Annotated in this window: 15 protein-coding genes and 1 tRNA gene; 7 read left to right on the top strand and 9 right to left on the bottom strand. The window is 62.0% G+C overall.

Going from position 1 to position 18505, the window contains the following annotated elements:
- The first annotated feature begins 80 nt into the window (after positions 1 to 80).
- Both ABFD92_00645 and miaB read left to right on the top strand, forming a co-directional pair.
- Positions 81 to 154 (top strand) — tRNA-His (locus ABFD92_00645).
- 87 nt (positions 155 to 241) lie between these two features.
- The gene (gene miaB / locus ABFD92_00650) at positions 242 to 1618 is read left to right on the top strand and encodes a tRNA (N6-isopentenyl adenosine(37)-C2)-methylthiotransferase MiaB (protein ID MEN6503020.1); all 1377 of its coding nucleotides are present in this window, start codon (positions 242 to 244) and stop codon (positions 1616 to 1618) included.
- A gap of 98 nt (positions 1619 to 1716) precedes the next feature.
- Here the strand turns inward: miaB and ABFD92_00655 are convergent, their stop codons facing one another.
- Complete coding sequence (locus ABFD92_00655) at positions 1717 to 3372, bottom strand: hypothetical protein (GenBank protein MEN6503021.1); 1656 nt, start codon at positions 3370 to 3372, stop codon at positions 1717 to 1719.
- A 99-nt stretch (positions 3373 to 3471) separates the two neighbouring features.
- Between ABFD92_00655 and ABFD92_00660 the strand changes: the two genes are divergently transcribed.
- Together ABFD92_00660 and ABFD92_00665 are read left to right on the top strand one after the other, a co-directional pair.
- Positions 3472 to 4419, top strand: coding sequence for an aldo/keto reductase (locus tag ABFD92_00660; GenBank protein MEN6503022.1), 948 nt, complete (start codon positions 3472 to 3474; stop codon positions 4417 to 4419).
- A gap of 154 nt (positions 4420 to 4573) precedes the next feature.
- Complete coding sequence (locus tag ABFD92_00665; protein MEN6503023.1) at positions 4574 to 5710, top strand: ATP-binding protein; 1137 nt, start codon at positions 4574 to 4576, stop codon at positions 5708 to 5710.
- Positions 5711 to 6789: 1079 nt separating this feature from the next.
- Here the strand turns inward: ABFD92_00665 and ABFD92_00670 are convergent.
- The 5 genes from ABFD92_00670 to ABFD92_00690 form a co-directional block, all read right to left on the bottom strand.
- Positions 6790 to 9141, bottom strand: a complete 2352-nt coding sequence (locus tag ABFD92_00670; protein MEN6503024.1) for a glycosyl hydrolase family 65 protein — start codon at positions 9139 to 9141, stop codon at positions 6790 to 6792.
- Positions 9142 to 9512: 371 nt separating this feature from the next.
- Positions 9513 to 10445: a uroporphyrinogen decarboxylase family protein gene (locus tag ABFD92_00675; protein ID MEN6503025.1), complete on the bottom strand. Its 933-nt coding sequence runs from the start codon at positions 10443 to 10445 to the stop codon at positions 9513 to 9515.
- A gap of 196 nt (positions 10446 to 10641) precedes the next feature.
- Complete coding sequence (locus ABFD92_00680) at positions 10642 to 11583, bottom strand: uroporphyrinogen decarboxylase family protein (GenBank protein MEN6503026.1); 942 nt, start codon at positions 11581 to 11583, stop codon at positions 10642 to 10644.
- 286 nt (positions 11584 to 11869) lie between these two features.
- Positions 11870 to 12271, bottom strand: a complete 402-nt coding sequence (locus ABFD92_00685; protein ID MEN6503027.1) for a putative toxin-antitoxin system toxin component, PIN family — start codon at positions 12269 to 12271, stop codon at positions 11870 to 11872.
- A complete protein-coding gene (locus tag ABFD92_00690) occupies positions 12268 to 12552 on the bottom strand; it encodes a type II toxin-antitoxin system prevent-host-death family antitoxin (GenBank protein ID MEN6503028.1) in 285 nt (94 codons plus the stop codon). The genes ABFD92_00685 and ABFD92_00690 overlap by 4 nt, the downstream gene beginning before the upstream one ends.
- 177 nt (positions 12553 to 12729) lie before the next feature.
- Between ABFD92_00690 and ABFD92_00695 the strand changes: the two genes are divergently transcribed.
- A complete protein-coding gene (locus ABFD92_00695) occupies positions 12730 to 14529 on the top strand; it encodes an FAD-dependent oxidoreductase (GenBank protein ID MEN6503029.1) in 1800 nt (599 codons plus the stop codon).
- A gap of 12 nt (positions 14530 to 14541) precedes the next feature.
- On the top strand, positions 14542 to 15402 hold the full coding sequence (locus ABFD92_00700; protein ID MEN6503030.1) for a serine protease: 861 nt from the start codon (positions 14542 to 14544) through the stop codon (positions 15400 to 15402).
- A 172-nt stretch (positions 15403 to 15574) separates the two neighbouring features.
- Here the strand turns inward: ABFD92_00700 and ABFD92_00705 are convergent, their stop codons facing one another.
- The 3 genes from ABFD92_00705 to ABFD92_00715 all read right to left on the bottom strand — a co-directional run bounded on the left by ABFD92_00705 (position 15575) and on the right by ABFD92_00715 (position 17970).
- Positions 15575 to 16129: a DUF2007 domain-containing protein gene (locus ABFD92_00705; GenBank protein MEN6503031.1), complete on the bottom strand. Its 555-nt coding sequence runs from the start codon at positions 16127 to 16129 to the stop codon at positions 15575 to 15577.
- An 8-nt stretch (positions 16130 to 16137) separates the two neighbouring features.
- On the bottom strand, positions 16138 to 16644 hold the full coding sequence (locus ABFD92_00710; GenBank protein MEN6503032.1) for a DUF2007 domain-containing protein: 507 nt from the start codon (positions 16642 to 16644) through the stop codon (positions 16138 to 16140).
- Positions 16645 to 16716: 72 nt separating this feature from the next.
- The gene (locus tag ABFD92_00715; protein MEN6503033.1) at positions 16717 to 17970 is read right to left on the bottom strand and encodes a hypothetical protein; all 1254 of its coding nucleotides are present in this window, start codon (positions 17968 to 17970) and stop codon (positions 16717 to 16719) included.
- 115 nt (positions 17971 to 18085) lie between these two features.
- On the opposite strand from ABFD92_00715, the gene ABFD92_00720 reads away from it, so the two are divergent.
- Positions 18086 to 18385 carry a hypothetical protein gene (locus tag ABFD92_00720; GenBank protein MEN6503034.1) on the top strand — a complete coding sequence of 100 codons (300 nt, stop codon included), beginning with the start codon at positions 18086 to 18088 and terminating at the stop codon, positions 18383 to 18385.
- Positions 18386 to 18505: the final 120 nt, after the last annotated feature.

Genomic DNA, 18505 nt, shown 5'->3' on the forward strand with positions numbered 1-18505 from the left:
AACGTCACAAACGCCATCGCCCCGTTGACCATTTAAAGCGGCGATGGTATGATTCCCTGTCGCCCTTTTGCGGGCACATGGTGGCTGTAGCTCAGTTGGTTAGAGCATCTGGTTGTGGTCCAGAGGGTCGAGGGTTCGAATCCCTTCAGCCACCCGTTCGATTACGGATTTTTGATTTCGGATTGCGGATTGAAAAGAGGCCCGCCGATGAGCTCGGCGGGCTGTGTTATTATGGGGCTTTGTGAAGATTTACCTGGAAACCATGGGCTGCCAGATGAACCGGCTCGATAGCGAGCTGGTGCTGGGGCTGCTGCGCGCGGCGGGGCATGAGGCGGTGGACGGGCCGGCCGGGGCCGACGTGGTGCTGTACAACACCTGCTCGGTGCGCGATCACGCCGAGGGCAAGGTGCTCTCGCGCGTGGGTGAGGACCTGCTCAAGCGGCGCGACGGGCGGCCGATCGTCGGCGTGCTGGGCTGCATGGCGCAGCGCTGGGGGCGGCGGCTTCAGAAGCGATTCGCCGCGCTGGACATTGTCTGTGCGCCGGGGCAGCTCGCGCACCTGCCCGCGATGATAGACGCAGCCGCCGCGGGCAAGCCCGCCTGCCGGCTGGACCCCGCGCGCATCGGCAAGGACGACCAGAGCGAACCGGCCGATTACGACGCATTGGATCTCTCGCGCGGCGCTGGCGCTGTGCCGGCGGGGCCTTCGGCCATGGTGCGCGTCATGCACGGGTGCGACCGGTTCTGCACGTACTGCATCGTGCCGTACGTGCGCGGGCCTCAGCAGAGCCGCAACTGGCGCGACATCGTGGCCGAGACGCAAAAGCTCGTCGACGGCGGCGTCAGCGAGGTTACGCTGCTGGGCCAGACGGTCAACTCGTATCGCTGGAGCGAAGGCGGCGCGAGCGTGGCGTTCAGCGACCTGCTGGCCAAGGTGTCGGCCGTGGGCGGGGTCAAGCGGCTGCGGTTCGTCACCAGCCACCCTGTCGAGTTCGGCGACGACATCCTGCAGGCCATGCGCGACCTGCCGAATCTCTGCCCATACATTCACTGCCCCGCCCAGAGCGGCTCGGACGCGATGCTGGCGGCCATGAACCGCCACTACACGCGGGCGCAGTACGACGACCTGATCGACCGGGCACGGGCCATCGTGCCTGAGGTGGTGCTGGCGGGCGATTTCATCGTGGGCTTCCCCGGCGAGAGCGAGGCCGACCACGAGGCCTCGGCCGACCTGATCCGCCGCTGCCGGTATAAGAACTGCTTTGTCTTCAAATACTCCCCCCGTCCCGGCACGGCCGCCGCCAAGCGTCTGACCGACGACGTGCCCGAGGCCGTCAAACGCCGCCGCAACAACGAGCTGCTAGCCGTGCAGGAGCAGATCGGCCAGGCGCATCATCAGGCCTACGTCGGCAAAACCGTTGAGGTGCTCGTGACCGCCCAGGCCCCCCGCGCCGACAAGCAGCCCACCCCGCCTCCGCCCGGCCAGACGCAACTGACCGCCCGCACAACCGGCGACCACATCGTAGTCTTCTTCGGCCGCAGCGACTTGATCGGCACCTATCAGCAAGCCCGCGTGGTCCGGGCCGACAATCTGACGCTCTTCGCTGAGTTGGCGTAGGCCTGCTCACCGCAGAGATCGCAAAGAACGCAGAGGGGGAGTAAGGAAAGACTGGTGCCACGCACAACCCCGTTGTGCGTGCCGGCCATCCAGACAACTCACTCTACTCGCAGGACGATGTCGTAACCATCGAAGCCCGATTGTTTGGGATCCTTCTCCTTGCCGCCGTCATCTTTCATATCCGGCCCGACGCTGTAGAGTATGAAGCCTTTGCCACTGCGCGCGTAGTGCAGCGGCTTGTCGGAGAACGGATCGACTGGGACCTTCTTTAGGATGGAAGGGACGAGAACATTCAGAATCTCGGGATACCTCCCCGTTTCCCAATTGTACAGTCGCAAAGCCAAGGCAACCCTGGCCAGTTCCTGTTTGACCTGGACCTGTTCTGTCACGCCTTTCAGCGTCCTGGAAAGGTCAATTCCGATAGGCATCACTTGTTGCCAGACTGCGGCCCCAACTTCCTGAGGATTCCTATCCTTCATCTTCTCCAGCAGAGTCTTCATCTCCAGACAGGTAGCTGTGAACCCAAAAGTGTTTTCGGAATCCTCGGGGATCGGCTTGATGGGTTTGGCCTGAGAGTTTCCCAAACACAGCTTTTCGAGCGCTTTTACCCTGGCGCTGTACAAGGGAAGGCGGGCCGCCCAGACGAGATCGTCGAAGTATTTGTTCTCGAGTTTGAGAACAACGTTCCAGTCGATTGCAACCTCAGGAATATTGATGTGGCATGCCGGCTGTCCCATCTTGTGCAGCAGTTCGTGCTTGAAGCGGTTGAATCCAACCAAGCCTTCTCTTGATGACATTACTAGAATATCGAGTGCAACGAGCCGCTCTCCTTGGTCAAGCACCTCTGCCAGCCGTTCGTTGGCCGAAAGCACTTCGATCCTCGAAAGGCATTCCTTTAACTGAACCGTCGAAAGATCAGGCGTCCTGGCGAAGGCTTCATCAACTGATGCAGCCTGGCTCAAGTGGCTTGCCAGCACCAGGAACCCCATCAGGTTTTGAGGCTTCATTCGTCCCAGACGGCCAAGAGTAACGGCATCTTCGAAAGCACCAGCCGTGTCTCCACTCTTGAGGCGCAGTCTGGCGCGATAACCCAAGGCCCGTATCGGAGCCACGTGGGGCAGACAGATGCCGATCTTAAAAGTGTCACACATGGTCGGCGGATCGCTGCTGCTGATCAGCGGGACAAAATATCGATCGCGACGTGCCGCCCGGGCCAGGAGGGTGAAATGTCCATCATTGAATTTCAGCCAACTGGCGATAGCCGGGTCATCTGACAGTGGAAGATCGCCCTCGTCCAGACCATCACGCAGGATCGGGGGAAACAGTTTCCTGATCCGCACGAGCGCATCCCGGTCATGATTCTTGAGGTAGTCCCTGAGCGCAACATACCGCCTGTCGCCCGTGGGTATAGTCATGCCGACAGTCTTGTAGAAATTGTCCTTCAGCGGTGTCATCTCGGGTTCCAGGATGATGTCGCCTTTGGATTGGATTAAAGGTATCGCCGCATTGTCCTCAGGCGTGACGCCTTTGGAGGCCATCTCATTGATGGCCGCGACGTAGTTGACCGTCCCGTCTGCGTTGAGGGGGCCGGTGAGGTAGGTTGTCTCGCGCGAGACGATGATGGGAATCTTCGGGCGGCTCTGCGCCGGTTGGGTGGAGGGGGAGCTTTTCTGTGGCCGCAGGTCTTGCGCCGCCGAAAGAGAAATCAGAAGCAAGATGACCCATAGCCCCATGTAGAATAGTCGCCCGTTCATGCAGAATATTATCGTGAGAGCACGGCGGCAAGGCAAGAGGGCGCCGCGGCAATGGAGCCGCTGCCGGCTGTGCTTCCATGGACGGACAGGAGACTCGCGATGCTCTATCGCCGGTTGGGACGGACGAACCTGCAGGTTTCGGAACTCAGCTACGGCGCCGCGCGTGGGGCGACGGAGAACCCTCGGCAATTCATCGCGATCACCCGCGCCTGCATCGAGGCGGGGGTCAACTTTATCGACACGGCCGGCGGCTACGGCGGCGGCGACTGCGAGCGGGTGCTGGGCGAGGCGCTGACCGGTCACGACGACGTACTCGTCGAGACCAAGTACTGCCCCTACGACAGCTATGCCGTCGGGGCCAAATACGTCGGGACGCCGGCGGCGCTTGTCGCCTCGGCCGAGCAGAGCCTGCGCCGCCTGCGCCGCGACCGGCTGGACGTTCTGCTCGGCCATGGCATGCGGACGGTCGAGAGCTTCGAGCGGTTCATGGCCGACGGCTGCTATGACGCCATGCTCAAGCTGCACGACCAGGGCAAGGTGCGTTTCATCGGCATCAGCGAACTGTCCGAAGGCGACGGCACGCACGAAGTGCTCAAGCGGGCGGTGCCCACCGGGGCCTTCGACGTGGTGATGCTGACGATCAACTTCCTGCTCCAGACTGCCGCCGAGTCTGTCATCCCGCTGTGCCTCAAGCACGACGTGGGCATGGTGGTGATGATGCCGCTGAATCAAGCCTCAAAAGAATCCGGCCTGGTGAGCGTGCCAGCCGCCCTGGAATGCGTGCGCCGCCACATCGCCGAAGGCAACCTCCCCGCCCGCCCGCCGTACACCGACGCTTCCCTCTTCGATTTCCTCAAGCCCTACTCGATCCCCGAGGCCGCCCTGCGATACGTCCTGGCGCACGAGATCAGCACCTGCTGCGTCGGCATGCAGACGCAGGCCCGCCTGCAAGAGAACCTGCAAGCCATAGCTCCGCCCTATCTGGACAGCCCCCGGATGCAGCGGCTGGTGCAACTCTTCGGCGGCATCCAAAAGCAGATGCGATAGCTATGGAGTGCGGCAGCCTTAGCTGCCGCTTTGGATGTTGTTGGACGCCGAGAAACTACCAAAGCGGCGGCACCGGCCATCGCTTTAGGAGGTTGTAAGGTTACCGTGAAAATCCACCATTGACTGACGGATTTTCACGGTCTATAATACCGCCATGATCTCGCGTCAGGCCGATATCGATCTGGTGCGCTCGGCGCTAAAGCGCAGCCGCATTGTGGCGCTGCTAGGTCCGCGCCAATGCGGCAAGACCACTATGGCCCGTCAGTTCGTGCCGTCAAGTTCCCTTAACTACTTCGATCTTGAGGACCCGCAAGGGTTGGCACGCTTGTCGGAGCCGAACATAGCCTTGCGGCCGCTTAAGGGCTTGGTCGTCATTGATGAGGTACAGCGCCGGGCGGATTTGTTTCCGCTGCTGCGGGTGCTGGCGGATCGCAAACCTCTCCCGGCGCGGTTCCTGATTCTCGGTAGTGCCTCGCCGGAACTGTTGAAACAGTCTTCAGAAACGCTGGCTGGACGTCTGGAGACGGTGCCGCTGGAAGGTTTTCGCCTGGCCGACCTGGGAAAGGCGGCACAGGGGCGCCATTGGCTACGCGGGGGTATGCCGTTGTCTTTCACGGCCCGTACGGAAGAAAGTTCGCTTGTATGGCGTCGGCAGTTCTTGCAGACGTTTCTCGAGCGCGACGTGCCGCAGTTGGGCATCACCATCCCGTCCGTCGCACTGCGACGGTTCTGGAATATGATCGCTCATTACCACGGCCAAACCTGGAACGGGGCCGAACTGGCCCGCGCGCTGGCCGTCGGCGAGTCGACGGTGCGCCGCTACCTCGACCTGATGACGGGAGTCTTCATGGTCCGCCAACTGCCGCCATGGGTCGAGAATTTGGGAAAGCGGCAAGTCAAAGCTCCAAAGGTCTACATCCGCGACAGCGGCCTGCTGCACGCGCTGCTGGGGATCGGCAACCGGCGAGACCTGGAGCTTCATCCAAAGGTTGGCGCTTCGTGGGAAGGTTACGCTGTCGAGGAGCTCCTCAAGGCCCTGCGGCCCGATGAAGCTTACTACTGGGCCACATACGGCGGGGCGGAACTCGACCTCCTTCTATTCAAGCGAGGCCGCCGCATCGGTATCGAGTGCAAACGCATCGACGCCCCCGTGCTGACGCCTTCCATGCGCATCGCCATGACCGACCTCAACCTCGACCAACTCATCGTGGCGTACCCGGGCGAGAAACGCTACGTCCTGGCGAAGAACGTGGAGGTCGTGCCATTGGCGGAACTGGTGGATGCAGGCTAGAAGGCGATATGGAGTGCGGCAGCCTTAGCTGCCGCTTTGGATGTTGTTGGACGCCGAGAAACTTCCAAAGCGGCAGCTCTGGCTGCCGCACTCCACAGGTCACTTCTCCAGCGGGATGGTTGTGCCTTGGGCGGTCACGTTTACGTCGCGGCCGTAGACTTCGACCTGTGCCTCGGGGCCTTCGATGAGCTTGAACGTGGCAGTCCGGCCGGTCATCGCCGAAGGCAACCTCCCCGCCCAGCCGCCGTACACCGACGCTTCCCTCTTCGATTTTCTCCGAATTGCGCCTTGCGGAGAACCTGAGGAGCATTGCGCCGCCCTATCTAGACGTGACGCGTCTTCAGAGACTAGACAATTATTTGGTACAATTGCTAAACAAGTTCGTTAACCTTATGAGAAAAGAGGCTTTTGAACGGGATGCGGGTCCATGGGATTGACGCTTATTTTCTTCGCTGGGAATGAAGATCGAATCGAAGAAGCGATCCGCAGTCTTAATCTCGATATCTTGAACGCTCCCGATATCACTTCGCAACAAGCTGACTTTTCTCTGCACCTGGTGCCAAATGACTTGAATATGCTTTCCCGAGCCATCGGACTACATTCGGACCAAGTCCCCAATGGCCCTAAGTTAAGGCGTTTCCGCCGGATTGTCCTTTGGGGGTGAAAAGTCCACCTGTGCTCGATGGCCATGTTTCCCAACGATTGCCGCTCTCTCGATGCTTGTCCGGATGGGGAAGAGGCCATTCAGAACCCTTAACTTAGGGCCATTCGACCAAGTCCCTCTTGACCTACGGCCTTTTTTGACTGTCGTAGTAGACGAACAATGTTATGGGCTGCTTCGGGTAGATCCTAGATGGGTCGAATATGTCGCCAAGCTTGATCCGTCTCATATCGAGGCTGCCTGTGAAACTTGGTTTCAGACGATGCAGCAAACGTACAAGGATGAAGTATTTGGTCTTACTCCTGAAGCCAGAGAGGCTGTGGAGGCTCTTGTGCGCGTATGTAAGTACGCAGCAGCGAGATCCATCGCAGTCTCACATCACTGGATGATGTAGCAGAACAGCTACTGCTGTATTTCTCTAAAGAGTCATTTCAAGCTGGATCGTTGTACCCTGGGGTGTCACGGTCACGTCGCGGCCGTAGACTTCGACCTGCGCCTCGGTGCCTTCGATCAGTTTGAAGGTGGCGGCTTGGCTCGTCAGGGCGACTTCGATCGTCGAGCCGTGGTGGACGATGCGGAAGCGCAGGCCCTTGAGGTCGCCCGGCAGGGCGGGGCGGAAGGAGAGTTTGGCCCCGTCGGTGCGCATGCCGCCCAGGCCGTAGACGGCGCTCATCCACGCGCCGCTCATCGCGGTGGTGTGCAGGCCCTGCTCGCTGTTGCGATTGTAATTGTCCAGGTCCAGCCGCGCCATGTAACGCAGGAACTCGACGGCCTGATCCATCTTGCCCAGCTCGGTCGCCAGGATCGAATGCACGCCCGGCGAGAGGCTGCTCTCGTGGATCGTGCGGCTCTCGTAGTACTCGTAGTTGGCGAGCTTCTCGGCCGGCGTGTAGTCGCGGCTGAAAAACAGCGGCAGCATCAGGAAATCCGGCTGCTTGACCATGTTGTAGCGGAAGATCTTGATGTACGGCCAATTCTTGTAGATCGGGATCTGCTCGACGGGCAGGTGCTTGACGTCGACCTCCGGCAAATCGAAGTAGCCGTCGTGCTGCTCGTAGATGCCGGTGGCCTCGTCTTTGCAGATGCGCATGTTGGCGGCCATCTGCGCCCAGCGGTCGGCTTCGTGCTCGCGCAGGCCGAACTTTTTCGTAGCGGCGGCGAGCTTGTCGGGGGCGGCCGTTTTCATCTCGTCCATCACGTCCAGCGTGTACTCGAAGAGCTTTTTGGCCATCACGTTGGTGTACGTGTTGTGATTGACCATCATGTGATATTCGTCGGGGCCCATGACGCCGTAGAAGCCGAAGTCGCCCTTCTTGGGACTGAACTCGCCGCGGCTGGCGTAGTAGCGCGACAGCTCCAGCAGCATCTCGATGCCTTCGCGGTAGAGGAACTCCTTGTCGCCGCTGTGTCGCACGTAGAGCCAGAGCGCGTAGAAGACGGCCTCGCCGACGTGGATCTCCAGGTCGCCGTGCTGCCAGGTGTGGCAGCTCTCGTTGCCGTCGAGCGTGCAGAACGGATAGCGGGCGCCCTCACAGCCGAGCTCCTTCGCCCGGCGCTTCGCGCCGGCGAGGTGATTGTAGCGATAGACCAGCAGCTTGCGCGCGGCCGCGGGGTCGGTGAAAATGTAGAACGGCAGACAGTACGTCTCGGTGTCCCAGAAGATCCAGCCGTAATACACTTCGGCGGTCAGGCCCTTGCAGGGGATGTTGAACCGCTCGCTGCCGCCGTGGTAGGTCTGGTAAAGCTGGTAGATGCTGAACCGCATGCCCTGCTGGATCTCCGGCTCGCCGTCGATCTGCACATCGAGGGTCTTCCACTTGTCAGCCCAGTGGGCGGTCTGCTGGGCCAGGGCGGCGTCGAAGGTCAGCGTCGGCCGGGCCGAGGCGAGCTTCACGCCGGCGGCCCAGGCCTTGGCCTCGGGCATCGGCTTTGTGCCGAACCAGCGGTTGACGACGATCTTGTCGATGGTGGCGGCCTGGCCTTTCTTGAGCGGCACGGTCAGCGCCTGGCCGATGCACTTCTCGCCCTTGACCATCTTGGCCTTGATGCCGCTGGTGCAGTCCAGGCGGAAGCTCGAGAAGACGTACTGGCCGGTGCTGGTGGTCTTGCCCAGCACGGCCAGGCCCTTGCCCGCCTTGCCCATTTTCGGGCAGGTCCAGAAGTTGATGCCTTTGGCGGCGTCGGCCGATCCGGTGCTCTCGGTCTGCGTCCAGCCCGAGGCGATCTCGTGAACGGTGTTGAAGTCCAGGCCGACAGTGACAGCCGCACTGCCGGAGAAGTTCAACGGATCGAGCACGATGCGCTGGAAACCGCGGTCGCCGTCGACCATGCTCAGGAACCGCTGGAACGTCAGGCGCAGCTTTTTGCCGCCCTTGATGTTCCAGACGAAGCTGCGCGTCATGAGACCGTTCTTGAGATCCAGCGTGCGGACGAAGTCGGAGAACTTCGAGCGGGCCAGGTCCAGCGTCTCGCCGGCGACCTTGATGCGCGTGTGCAGCCAGTCCACCGCGTTGACCGAGAAGTTCGTGCGCGTCAGGAAGCCCTTGAAGACCTGCGGGTGGATGACGTCCATTTCTTCAAAGAGGCCGTTGAAGTAGCTGCCCAGCAGCGTCGCGCCGCTGTAGCCTTCCTCGAAATACCCGCGCACGCCCATGGCCTCGTTGGCCAGGCAGAACATCGACTCGCTGATGCGGCTGTGCGAAGGATCGAACCCGCGCTCGACAACCTGCCAGGGATGAACTTCGAAATGCCTCTGCGGAATCTTGGCCATGACCGTTCTCCGAAAGAGTTACGTCCACGAACCTGCCCGCCGAAGCCTCGGCGAAGGCGGGTGTCACGAATGAATATAAACAAAAGAGGAAGGATGGAATAGTGGAATGCTGGAATGATGTCCATGCTTTCGAAGAAACAACCGACGACGAGGACGAGGACGACGACGCGAACGAAAAACAGAGTTACGTCCACGAATGTCACGAATGACACCAATGGGGAGCAACAACGGGAGGAAGGATGGAATGATGGACGTGTGGAAGGATGAACGCTACCGCATCAGGCTTCGCTTACCCGCCCGATCTTCGAGTGTTCCAATCTTCCATTCTTTCGCTTTTTCCCCATTCGTGTCATTCGTGACATTCGTGGACGTCAGTTTTTGGATTCGCGAGCCACTTCCAGCAGCGCTTCGACGTTAGCCATCGGGACATCTTCCTGGATGCCCTGCGACGGGGAGAAGATGTATCCCCCGCCGGCGCTCAACAGGTCGCGCACGCGGCGGGCCTCGACTCGCACTTCGTCCGGCGTGCCGAAGGGCAAAACCGTCTGCGTGCTGATGCCGCCCCAGAACGTGAGCTTGTGGCCGTGATCTCTCTTCAGCGCGGCGATGTCCATGCACTCGGGCTGGACCGGGTTGAGCACGTCGACGCCCATCTCGACCAGGCGCGGGATGATCTTGTCGATCTTTCCGCAGGAATGAATCCACACGTCCTTGCCGTAGGCGTGGATCAGGTCGTATTCCTTCTGCTCGCCGGGGCGGATCATGTCGTCCCAGACGGCTGGGCTGATCAGCAGGTCGATCTGCGTGCCCCAGTCGCTGCCCAGCAGGATTCCATCGATCTCCTTGCAGGCGACGATGTTGTCGAGCATGACCATGTTCTTTTCGATGATCGTGTTGAGCAGCTTTTTCGCGAACGCCGGCTCGCCGGCCATGTCGGCCAGAAAATTCTCGATCCCGCGGGCGAAGTGGGCCTTCTCGAAATGGCTGCCGTAGACGATGGCCAGGTGATACTTGTCGCACTTGTCGCGGGAGGCCTTGAGGGCGTCAAAAAAGCCCTCGTAGCTGCCGCCGCCGCAGACGGTCGCCGGCGTGGTCGGCAGGTCGGGCCTGTACCAATCGGGTTGCAGTTGCCAGCCCCACCACGGCGGGGCGATGCTGACGACGTCGCCGTCGACGAACTCTTCCCATCCCACCCCACGTGCGGCCAGGGCATCGCGCACCTGCCGGCACAAGGCGATATGAAACGGCACGCGCGGCGTTTCCTGGTGGGCGATGGCGGCTTTGACGAGCTCTCTGCTGGTCATAATGATTGATCCCGAAGAAACAACTACGTCCACGAATTACACGAATGTCACGAATAGAGAAGAAACAGGATGGGCCACAGAGACACAGAGGACTCAGAGCAGGATTATGACTGAGAATAGAACAACCAAACTTCTTCCTCTGTGTTCTCTGTGTCTCTGTGGCCCAACACTATATTCATTCAAACCATCCGCCGACTTAATTCTTGCCTTCGCGCGCCACTTCCAGCAGCGCCATGATGTTGTCCGGCGGCACGTCGTTCTGCAGGTCCTGGCTGGGGGCGAAGATGTAACCGCCGTCTTTGCTCAGCAGGTCGCGCACGCGGCGGGCCTCGACGCGCACGTCGTCGGGCGTGCCGAAGGGCAGCACCGTCTGAGTGCTGATGGCGCCCCACCACGTGAGCTTGTGGCCGTAGTTCTTCTTGAGCATGGCGATGTCCATGCACTCGGGCTGGACGGGGTTGAGCACGTCCAGTCCCATGTCGACCAGGCGCGGGATGAGCTTGTCGATCTTGCCGCAGGAGTGCACCCACACGTCCTTGCCGTAGGAGTGTACCAGGTCGTATTCCTTCTGCTCGCCGGGGCGGATCATCTCGTCCCAGACGGCCGGGCTCATCAGCAGGTCGATCTGCGTGCCCCAGTCGCTGCCCAGCAGCACGCCGTCGATGCCTTCGCCGGCCAGCACGCAGTCCAGGAACGCCATGTTCATGTCGATGATCTTGTTGAGCAGCTTGCGGGCGAACTCCGGCTCGCCGGCCATGTCGGCCAGGAAGTTCTCGATCCCGCGGGCGAAGTTGGCCTTCTCGAAATGGCTGCCGTAGATCAGGACGCAGTTGTACTTGTCGCCCTTGTCGTTGGCGGCCTTGAGTCCGTCATAGAACTGCTGCCAGTTGCCCCAGGCCATGACCTTGGCCGGCGTGGTGGGCAGGTCGGCGCGGACCCAGTCCTTGCCGTCGATGGCCCAGCCCCACCACGGCGCCCAGATCTCGCGGACGTCGTTGTCGAAGAACTCGTCCTGGCTCTTGCCGCCGGCGCGAGGCTTGAGGGCCTCCCACGCGTCGCCGCAGATGCGGATGAAATACGGAACGCGCGGGCCGGTCTGGTGCTTGATGGCCATCTTGACGATTTCGCGGCTGGTCATGATTTTCCTCTCGGTTACGGTTGGGGAAAGCTCCATCCTATAGCCGCTGCGGCCATGCGAGTCAATAGAACCCGCACGGGGAAACAACTCACCACAGAGGCACAGAGGGCTCGGAGGCAGCGGAGAGAAAGCGGCTGACATGAGAGCCCGCGAAGCGGGTGCCTGATAGTAGCCCCGGGCGAAGCGCAGCGCAGCCCGGGGTGAACGTCCCTTCAATGATTAGAGCCCCCGAAGGGGGCGATTGAACCTCGTCCATCCTGAACACGTCACCTGAAGTAGTAAAACATCATATCCGTATCTTCAGAAACTCGGCCGGTGACAGCACACGAACGCTACCGCGAACACGTGCAGGGAAGTGCCGCAGATTGCCCGTGATCAGACACATTGCATCGGCGGCGGCTGCCACTTCCAGGAACATCGCGTCGTCGGGATCGGGCAGGGCCAGCGGCCAGGGAGGCGAGATGATCGATTCGCCGGATTGCTCCAGAAAATCAATCACAGCGGCCACAAGGTCGGCGTGAAAACCGAACCTTGGACGCGCCAGGACGTCGCGGTATTCCGCCAGGATTCGTTCGTCGTGACAGAGCTGCACCCGCTCGGACAGGATCAGTTGGAGCACCTTTGAACAAGGACCCTGCGGCGAGAGCAGGCCAGCCACCAAAACATTGGTGTCCAGGACGATCTTCATCGCCGGCGGGCCTTGCGTGTCGCTTGTATCTCCGCCTCTATCTGCTTGGGCGACAGTCGGCGCTGGGCCTTGAGGGACTGCTGCTGCAACTGGCTGACGGCCGAGGCGGCGCGGGCCTGCCGGTGGCGGCGCAGCGTCTGTTCAAGGTGTGCTTCGTCGGTCGCGCTGACGACGGCAATGGGCCTGCCCTTGCTGGTGATGACCAGGTCGCCTTCTTCGCTAAGCTTTCGCCAGACCTGGGCGGACTTGCTTCTCAAGTCTCGAACCGTGACAAACCTCATGGCAGCGTCTCCTGCGGCTGTTGTGACTACTACACAAAGTGTACACGACAGTCGCCCGTTTTGCAACACGCCGCTGGCAACTTCAAGTCTGTAGAGGTGGGCTTTCTGCCCGACGCGTCGTTGTCAGCCTGGCCGGGGGCGGGTAAAGTCATCGGGTGGCGACGCTCAGGAGATCCGATGGCTGACAGTGTGAGCAATATTCAAGCTCCGTCAGGGCAGCCTTTCATCGATCATGCGGTTGATGTCTGCGTGGTCGGCGGAGGAATGGCCGGCGTGTCGGCTGCGCTGGCAGCCGCCCGCCACGGCGCAAAGGTCGTCCTGATGCAGGACCGCCCGGTGCTGGGTGGCAACAGTTCCGGCGAGACGCGCATTCACGTCTGCGGGGCCGACCGCCACAACTCCATCAAGCACATGCGCGAGACAGGCATCCTCGAAGAGCTCCGCCTGGAGAACCTCCGCCGAAACCCGCAGCGCAGCTACTCGCTCTGGGAACTGGTGCTGTACGAGAAAGTCCACTGCCAGCCTAACATCACGCTGCTGCTGAACTGCTCGTGCCTGGCCGCCGAGATGGACGGCCCGTCCGTGCGCCGCGTCACCGGCTGGCAGCTGACTACGCAGTCATACCACCGTGTATCGGCGGCCGTCTTCATCGACTGCTCGGGGGACGGGATTCTCGCCCCGCTGACGGGCGCGCCGGCGCGCCGCGGGCGCGAGGGGCGCGACGAGTTCGGGGAAAGCATCGCGCCGGCGGCCGCTGACGAGCGGACGATGGGGATGACCTGCCTGTTCCACGCCCGCCGGCACGCGACGGGCCAGCCTTTCGAGCCGCCTCTCTGGGCTCACCGCTATGACCGCTGCGAGGATCTTCCCTACGGGCGCGGCGGGCACCAGTGGATCGAGATGGGCTACTGGTGGATCGAGCTGGGCGGCGAATACGACTCCATCGCCGACACGGAAGTCCTGCGCGACGAACTGCTCAAGATCACCCTGGGCGTGTGGGACCACATCAAGAATCGCTGCCCGGACCGTGCCCGCGCGGATTGCTGGGCGCTGGACTGGCTGGGGTATCTGCCGGCGAAGCGCGAAAGCCGCCGCTATGTCGGCGAGCACGTGCTCTGCCAGAAAGACCTGGAGTCCGGGGGCAAGTTCGAGGACGTGGTCGCCTATGGCGGCTGGTCGATGGACGATCATCACCCGGCCGGTTTTCGCGCGGCCGGCAGGGGCGAGCCGGCAACCGTCTTCCACCCCTGCCCCTCGCCGTACGGAATCCCATACCGGGCACTATATTCGCGGGCGATCGACAACCTCATGTTCGCCGGGCGATGCGCAAGCTGCACCCACGCGGCCATGAGCTCGACGCGGGTCATGGGCACCGGCGCAAGCATGGGGCAGGCGGCCGGAACGGCCGCGGCGATGGCGGCTGCCCGCGGCGTTCGCCCGCTCGCCATCGGGGCCTGCATCAGGGATCTCCAGCAGACCCTCCTGCGGGACGACGCCTACCTGCCTTGGGTCCGGCAGGAATTGAGTGCTGCGGTGATGGGCGCGCGACTGACAACTTCGCAAGGCGACGGCGAGGGCGTTCGCGACGGGATCAACCGCCAGGTTGGCGAAGATTTGCACTGCTGGACCAGCCGACCGGGCGACTGGATTGCCTACGAGTTCGCCGCCTGTGCGGTCAGCGAGACAACACTGATCCTTGATAGCGATCTTGCCAGAGACCCGCAGATGACGCACCACCACCCCAGCGTCGAGTACCTCTCGATGCCGCCCGTGCTGCCGCGGCGGTTTCGCCTTGAGATGAAGGTGGAAGGGCAATGGCACCCGCTGGCGGCCGTCAGCGATAATGCCGACCGATTGGTGCGCATCGCCGTCGCGCGCACGGTGGAGGGGCTCCGCTATACGCTCGATGAAACCTGGGGCCAAGCCCCCGGCGGCTCGCGCCTGTACGCGTTTTACTTTGACTGCCTGCGCCACTGAAAAGGATTGGCCATGAAGATCTCGACTTTTCTCGTACTGGCCCTGCTGGGGGCAAGCGTCTGGGGGGCGGCTGCGGATTCTCAGGGGGCCCCCCGAGCGCCCGCGACACGGGCTGCCGCCGCGCCGGCAGCGAGCGGGCCACTGGAGGGGATGCTCGCGATGGCCGGATGGAATGAGAAGCCGTTTGTCGTCGTCGGCAACGATGGCGACGAAAAGGGGCAGGGCGTGCTTATCCGCCCGGACGGCTATGTGCTGACGGCCGCCCATGTCACGTATGACGCCAAGACCAAGACCCATCGCGGCCGTATCAGCGTTTCGTTCCGCAAGAAGGCGCTGTCGCCGTGGCCGGGCGTGTTTCACCGGCACACCAATACCAAGGTCGACGCTGGGCCGACGGACTTCTTCGAGGAGGATTATCACTCGCGTCTGATCAAGCAGGGCGGCCGCGCGCAGATCGACCGGGCCGACGTGGCGCTGCTGAAATTGGAGACGACGGCAGAGGCCCTGCCGTGCGTGGACTTCTACTCGCAGGACAAGCCCACCCTGCGTCTGGGCGACCGCGTGTATCTGTGCCATTACATGTTTCCGCTGCAGAAGGGCGACCCGACGTTCCTGATCAGCCCCGCCGAGATCATCGGCGCCGCCGAGACCACCATGGGCGTGCAGTATCTGGCCAAGGGCCTGGCGCGGTTCGGCTCGAGCGGGGCGGCCATTCTGAAGGACGGCAAGCTGATCGGCATTCAGTCCAACGCCTACACGGCCAACTGCGACCTGGGCGAGGTGCCTTTGGGTCACTTTTCATTCGCCCCCGTCTGGCGCGGGATGGCAGAGACACGCATCGCCGCCGACAAGCAGGCCGACCGCAAAAAATGATGAACTCTCACAGGCCAAAAGACCACCCGATCCAGGTTTGGGTGCTTTTACGGTGCTTTTGCGGTGCATTTTGAAGCGGTTTTTAGGAATCCTGCAAACACGCTGCACTTTTGCTAAACAGGCTAATGTGGTGCGGCCTTTATGAGGCAGGCGCCACAAGCCGCAACGGCGGTCAGCGATGTGCCAGCAGAAACAGTCCCACAGCCGCCAGGGGGGCCAGGACCAGCACGACGGCCAGGCGCAGATCGCGCCGGTAGGCGCGGGTGCGGGTGGCGGGGTCGGCTGCGGCGGCGCGGGCGGCCTGGAGGGCGAACCACGGCACCAGCAGCACCAGCGGGGGAAAGATGATCCACAGCACCGAGCAAACCAGCGCCCGCCGCGCCTGCAACTCGGACAAGAGCGTCTCGGCCGAGACCTCTTGCCGGTCCTGATCCTCTTGAGCCTCCTGGCCCACAAACTCCGCGGCGGCGGCCTCGAGCTCGGCAGGGTCATATTTCTGAGCGAGGACTTCCCGCGCCGCTTCGAGGTCCTTCTCCAGCACGAGCACAGGGTAGCCCTTGGGCTTTCGCTTGATAAGCATGTGCGTCATCGTCGTGCTGGTCAACGAATCGGGCACCAGCGCGTCGATGCCGTTGCCCTCGAGCACGCTCTTGATGATGTCGGCCTGTTGGAGCGAGGCCACTCGGGCGACGATTACGGTGTTGGTTGTTGTGCGATCCTCAGCCATGCATATCACTATAGGCCACGAAGGAAGTACACGAGCAGGACGAACGGAACAAGCCCCAGCACTGAGGCCAGGATGATGTGGCGTTGGAAGCGGGAAGAGTTCTCTGCTTCCCGGCGGCTGTCGGCGATGATGGCGCGAGCGATGAACCAGGGAATCATCACGGCCAGTGGTGCAAACAGCATCCAGCAGACCGAGCAGTAAAAGGCTTTCCTGGCGTAGTCATTGGCCGCGGAGACGTCTTGATCCGTATCGGCGGGTGAGACCTCATCGGCGTCAATCGCCTGAGGGTGATTGAGAATCTCCAGGGCGTCGTTCAGATCCTTCTTGCGCACGAGAAGGCGGACGCCTTTGGGATTAAGGCCGATCTCCATGTGCGGCATGCAATTGCTGGCCAGCGCGCCGGGAATAAACGTAGGAATACCGTTGGCCTCAAGAACGGCCTTGAGAACATCCGCCTGCCGCAGCGTTGCAGCGCTGGCGGCAACGACAAGATTCTGATCCATTTCGTCAGGCATTGAATGGTCATCCCATGCAGCAAGTCCGTCCGCAAAACGCGCGGAGCAAGCTCCGCCGCTAACTTTCCAATTCTAAACGCCGTACTGCTCGATCACCTCGCGGGCGATCTGGCTCCAGCGGTCGAAGCGCTCGGGGTGGTTGTCGCAGGTGTGCGTGTCTTTGAGGATCATCTCGACGCAGCAGTCTTTCGTCGCCTCGACCGTGTGGGCGATGTACTTGCGGATCGCCTGCTCGTCGAAGTGCCCGCACAGGTGCGCCGGGTGCGGCTTCCAGGAGAAGATGGCCTTGCGGCCGATCTTCTGGGCGCAGACGTCCACATCCGCCCACGGCGAAATGCTGATGCGGCGGATGTTCGGGATCGTCAGCACATCGTCCATCTTGCGCGTCAGGTCCTCGCAGCAACCGTAGCCGTTGAGCCCGAACGGCGCCAGCAGGCGCTTCTCGTATTGCAGCGAGAACTCGGTGTGCATCTCCGGAGAAACCTGGGCCAGTTCCTGAGCTTCGGCCGAGGCCCAGACGTCGATGGGGCGCACGCGACCGGACGTGAAGCCCTTGGCGGGCAGTTCGTCCGTCCAGCCGTTGCCGCCGCTGGAGTGGTAGGAGTTATCGTTGTTGAGGTCCAACAGGTTCTGCTCGACCATCTGCCGTACGACGCCGTGATGGGCCTGCTCGAGAATGCTCATGGCCTCGTGCAGCATTCCGGGGTTGAGCACCATGTCCATCATCACTTCTTCCAGCCCGCGAAGGGAGGTGTACTGGCTCATCAGGTGGAAGCTGAAGTGTTTGGACCCGCAGAGACGCACGTTGAGGATGTCGCCGAAAAGGTCCTGGTGGAACGCCAGCGAGTCCAGGGTGGCCTTTTCGTCGTAGCTGAGCACCGGGGCGGTGATCTTCTTGAGGTCCGCGCTCTCGTGGATCACCGGCTTGAACGTGCGGGCGCCGCGGGGGTCCTTGCTGAAGGTCCATTCGGGCTTGATCCCCCAGCCGGTGGAGTTGACGGCCTTGCCGACGCCGAAGTCCGCCGTCACCACGTTGTCGACGTCGAAGTGCTCGTGCTGGTAGATCGTCATGCGCAAGGTGTACTCGATGCCCTTGAGGCGATCGTCGGTGACCTTGATGTTGCTCCAGGGCATCAGTTCGCCCCACGAGCCCTCGGGGAAGAACAGGATCATCGGCCGCGGGCGGTCGAGGCTGTTGTGCCGCTTCCACTCCTTGATGCGCTGGGCCTGGATGGGCATCGCGGCGATCTCGGCGACTCGCTTGGCCAGATCGCGAACGAGCGCGCGGTCGGCGGACGGAACGGGTTGGGTCAATATGTCGGCCATGAGTTCTCCTGCAGGTGGCACAGGCTTTCCAGCCTGTGTCCATCACAGCCTGGAAAGGCTGTGCCACCAATTTCGACGTATAATTTAACGGAAGCCTGGCGTAAAGGGACAAGAAATGGAACTTCCGCATGACATTCTGACCGGCCGGGTCAAGGCGGCCGCCGGCGCGGCGTGGTGGACGCTGCTGATCATGGTGATCCTGCTGACGCTGTCGTGGCTGGGGGTGCTGTTCATCACCAGCCATCGCCCGGAGTGGGCCAGCCAGCTCTGGGGCGGCGGCAAGATCGACTGGGACCAGGTACACGTGATGTACCTGTGGTTCTTCGGGGCGATGAAGATGATCCTGTGGATCGTTTTCATCCTGGCGGTCTGGCTGAGCATCTGGGGCTGCAAGCTTCGCCGCCTCGGTCGCTGAGCCTATGGATCAGGGAAAGAACCGCGCGGAGCAAGCTCCGCCGCTAACGTTTCGGGTATCCTCGGAGGATCCAGAGCGTTAGCGGCGGGGCTTGCCCCGCGCGTTTTGCCGCGGGGTCCG

Source organism: Planctomycetaceae bacterium (assembly GCA_039680605.1).
GTDB lineage: Bacteria > Planctomycetota > Phycisphaerae > SM23-33 > SM23-33 > JAJFUU01.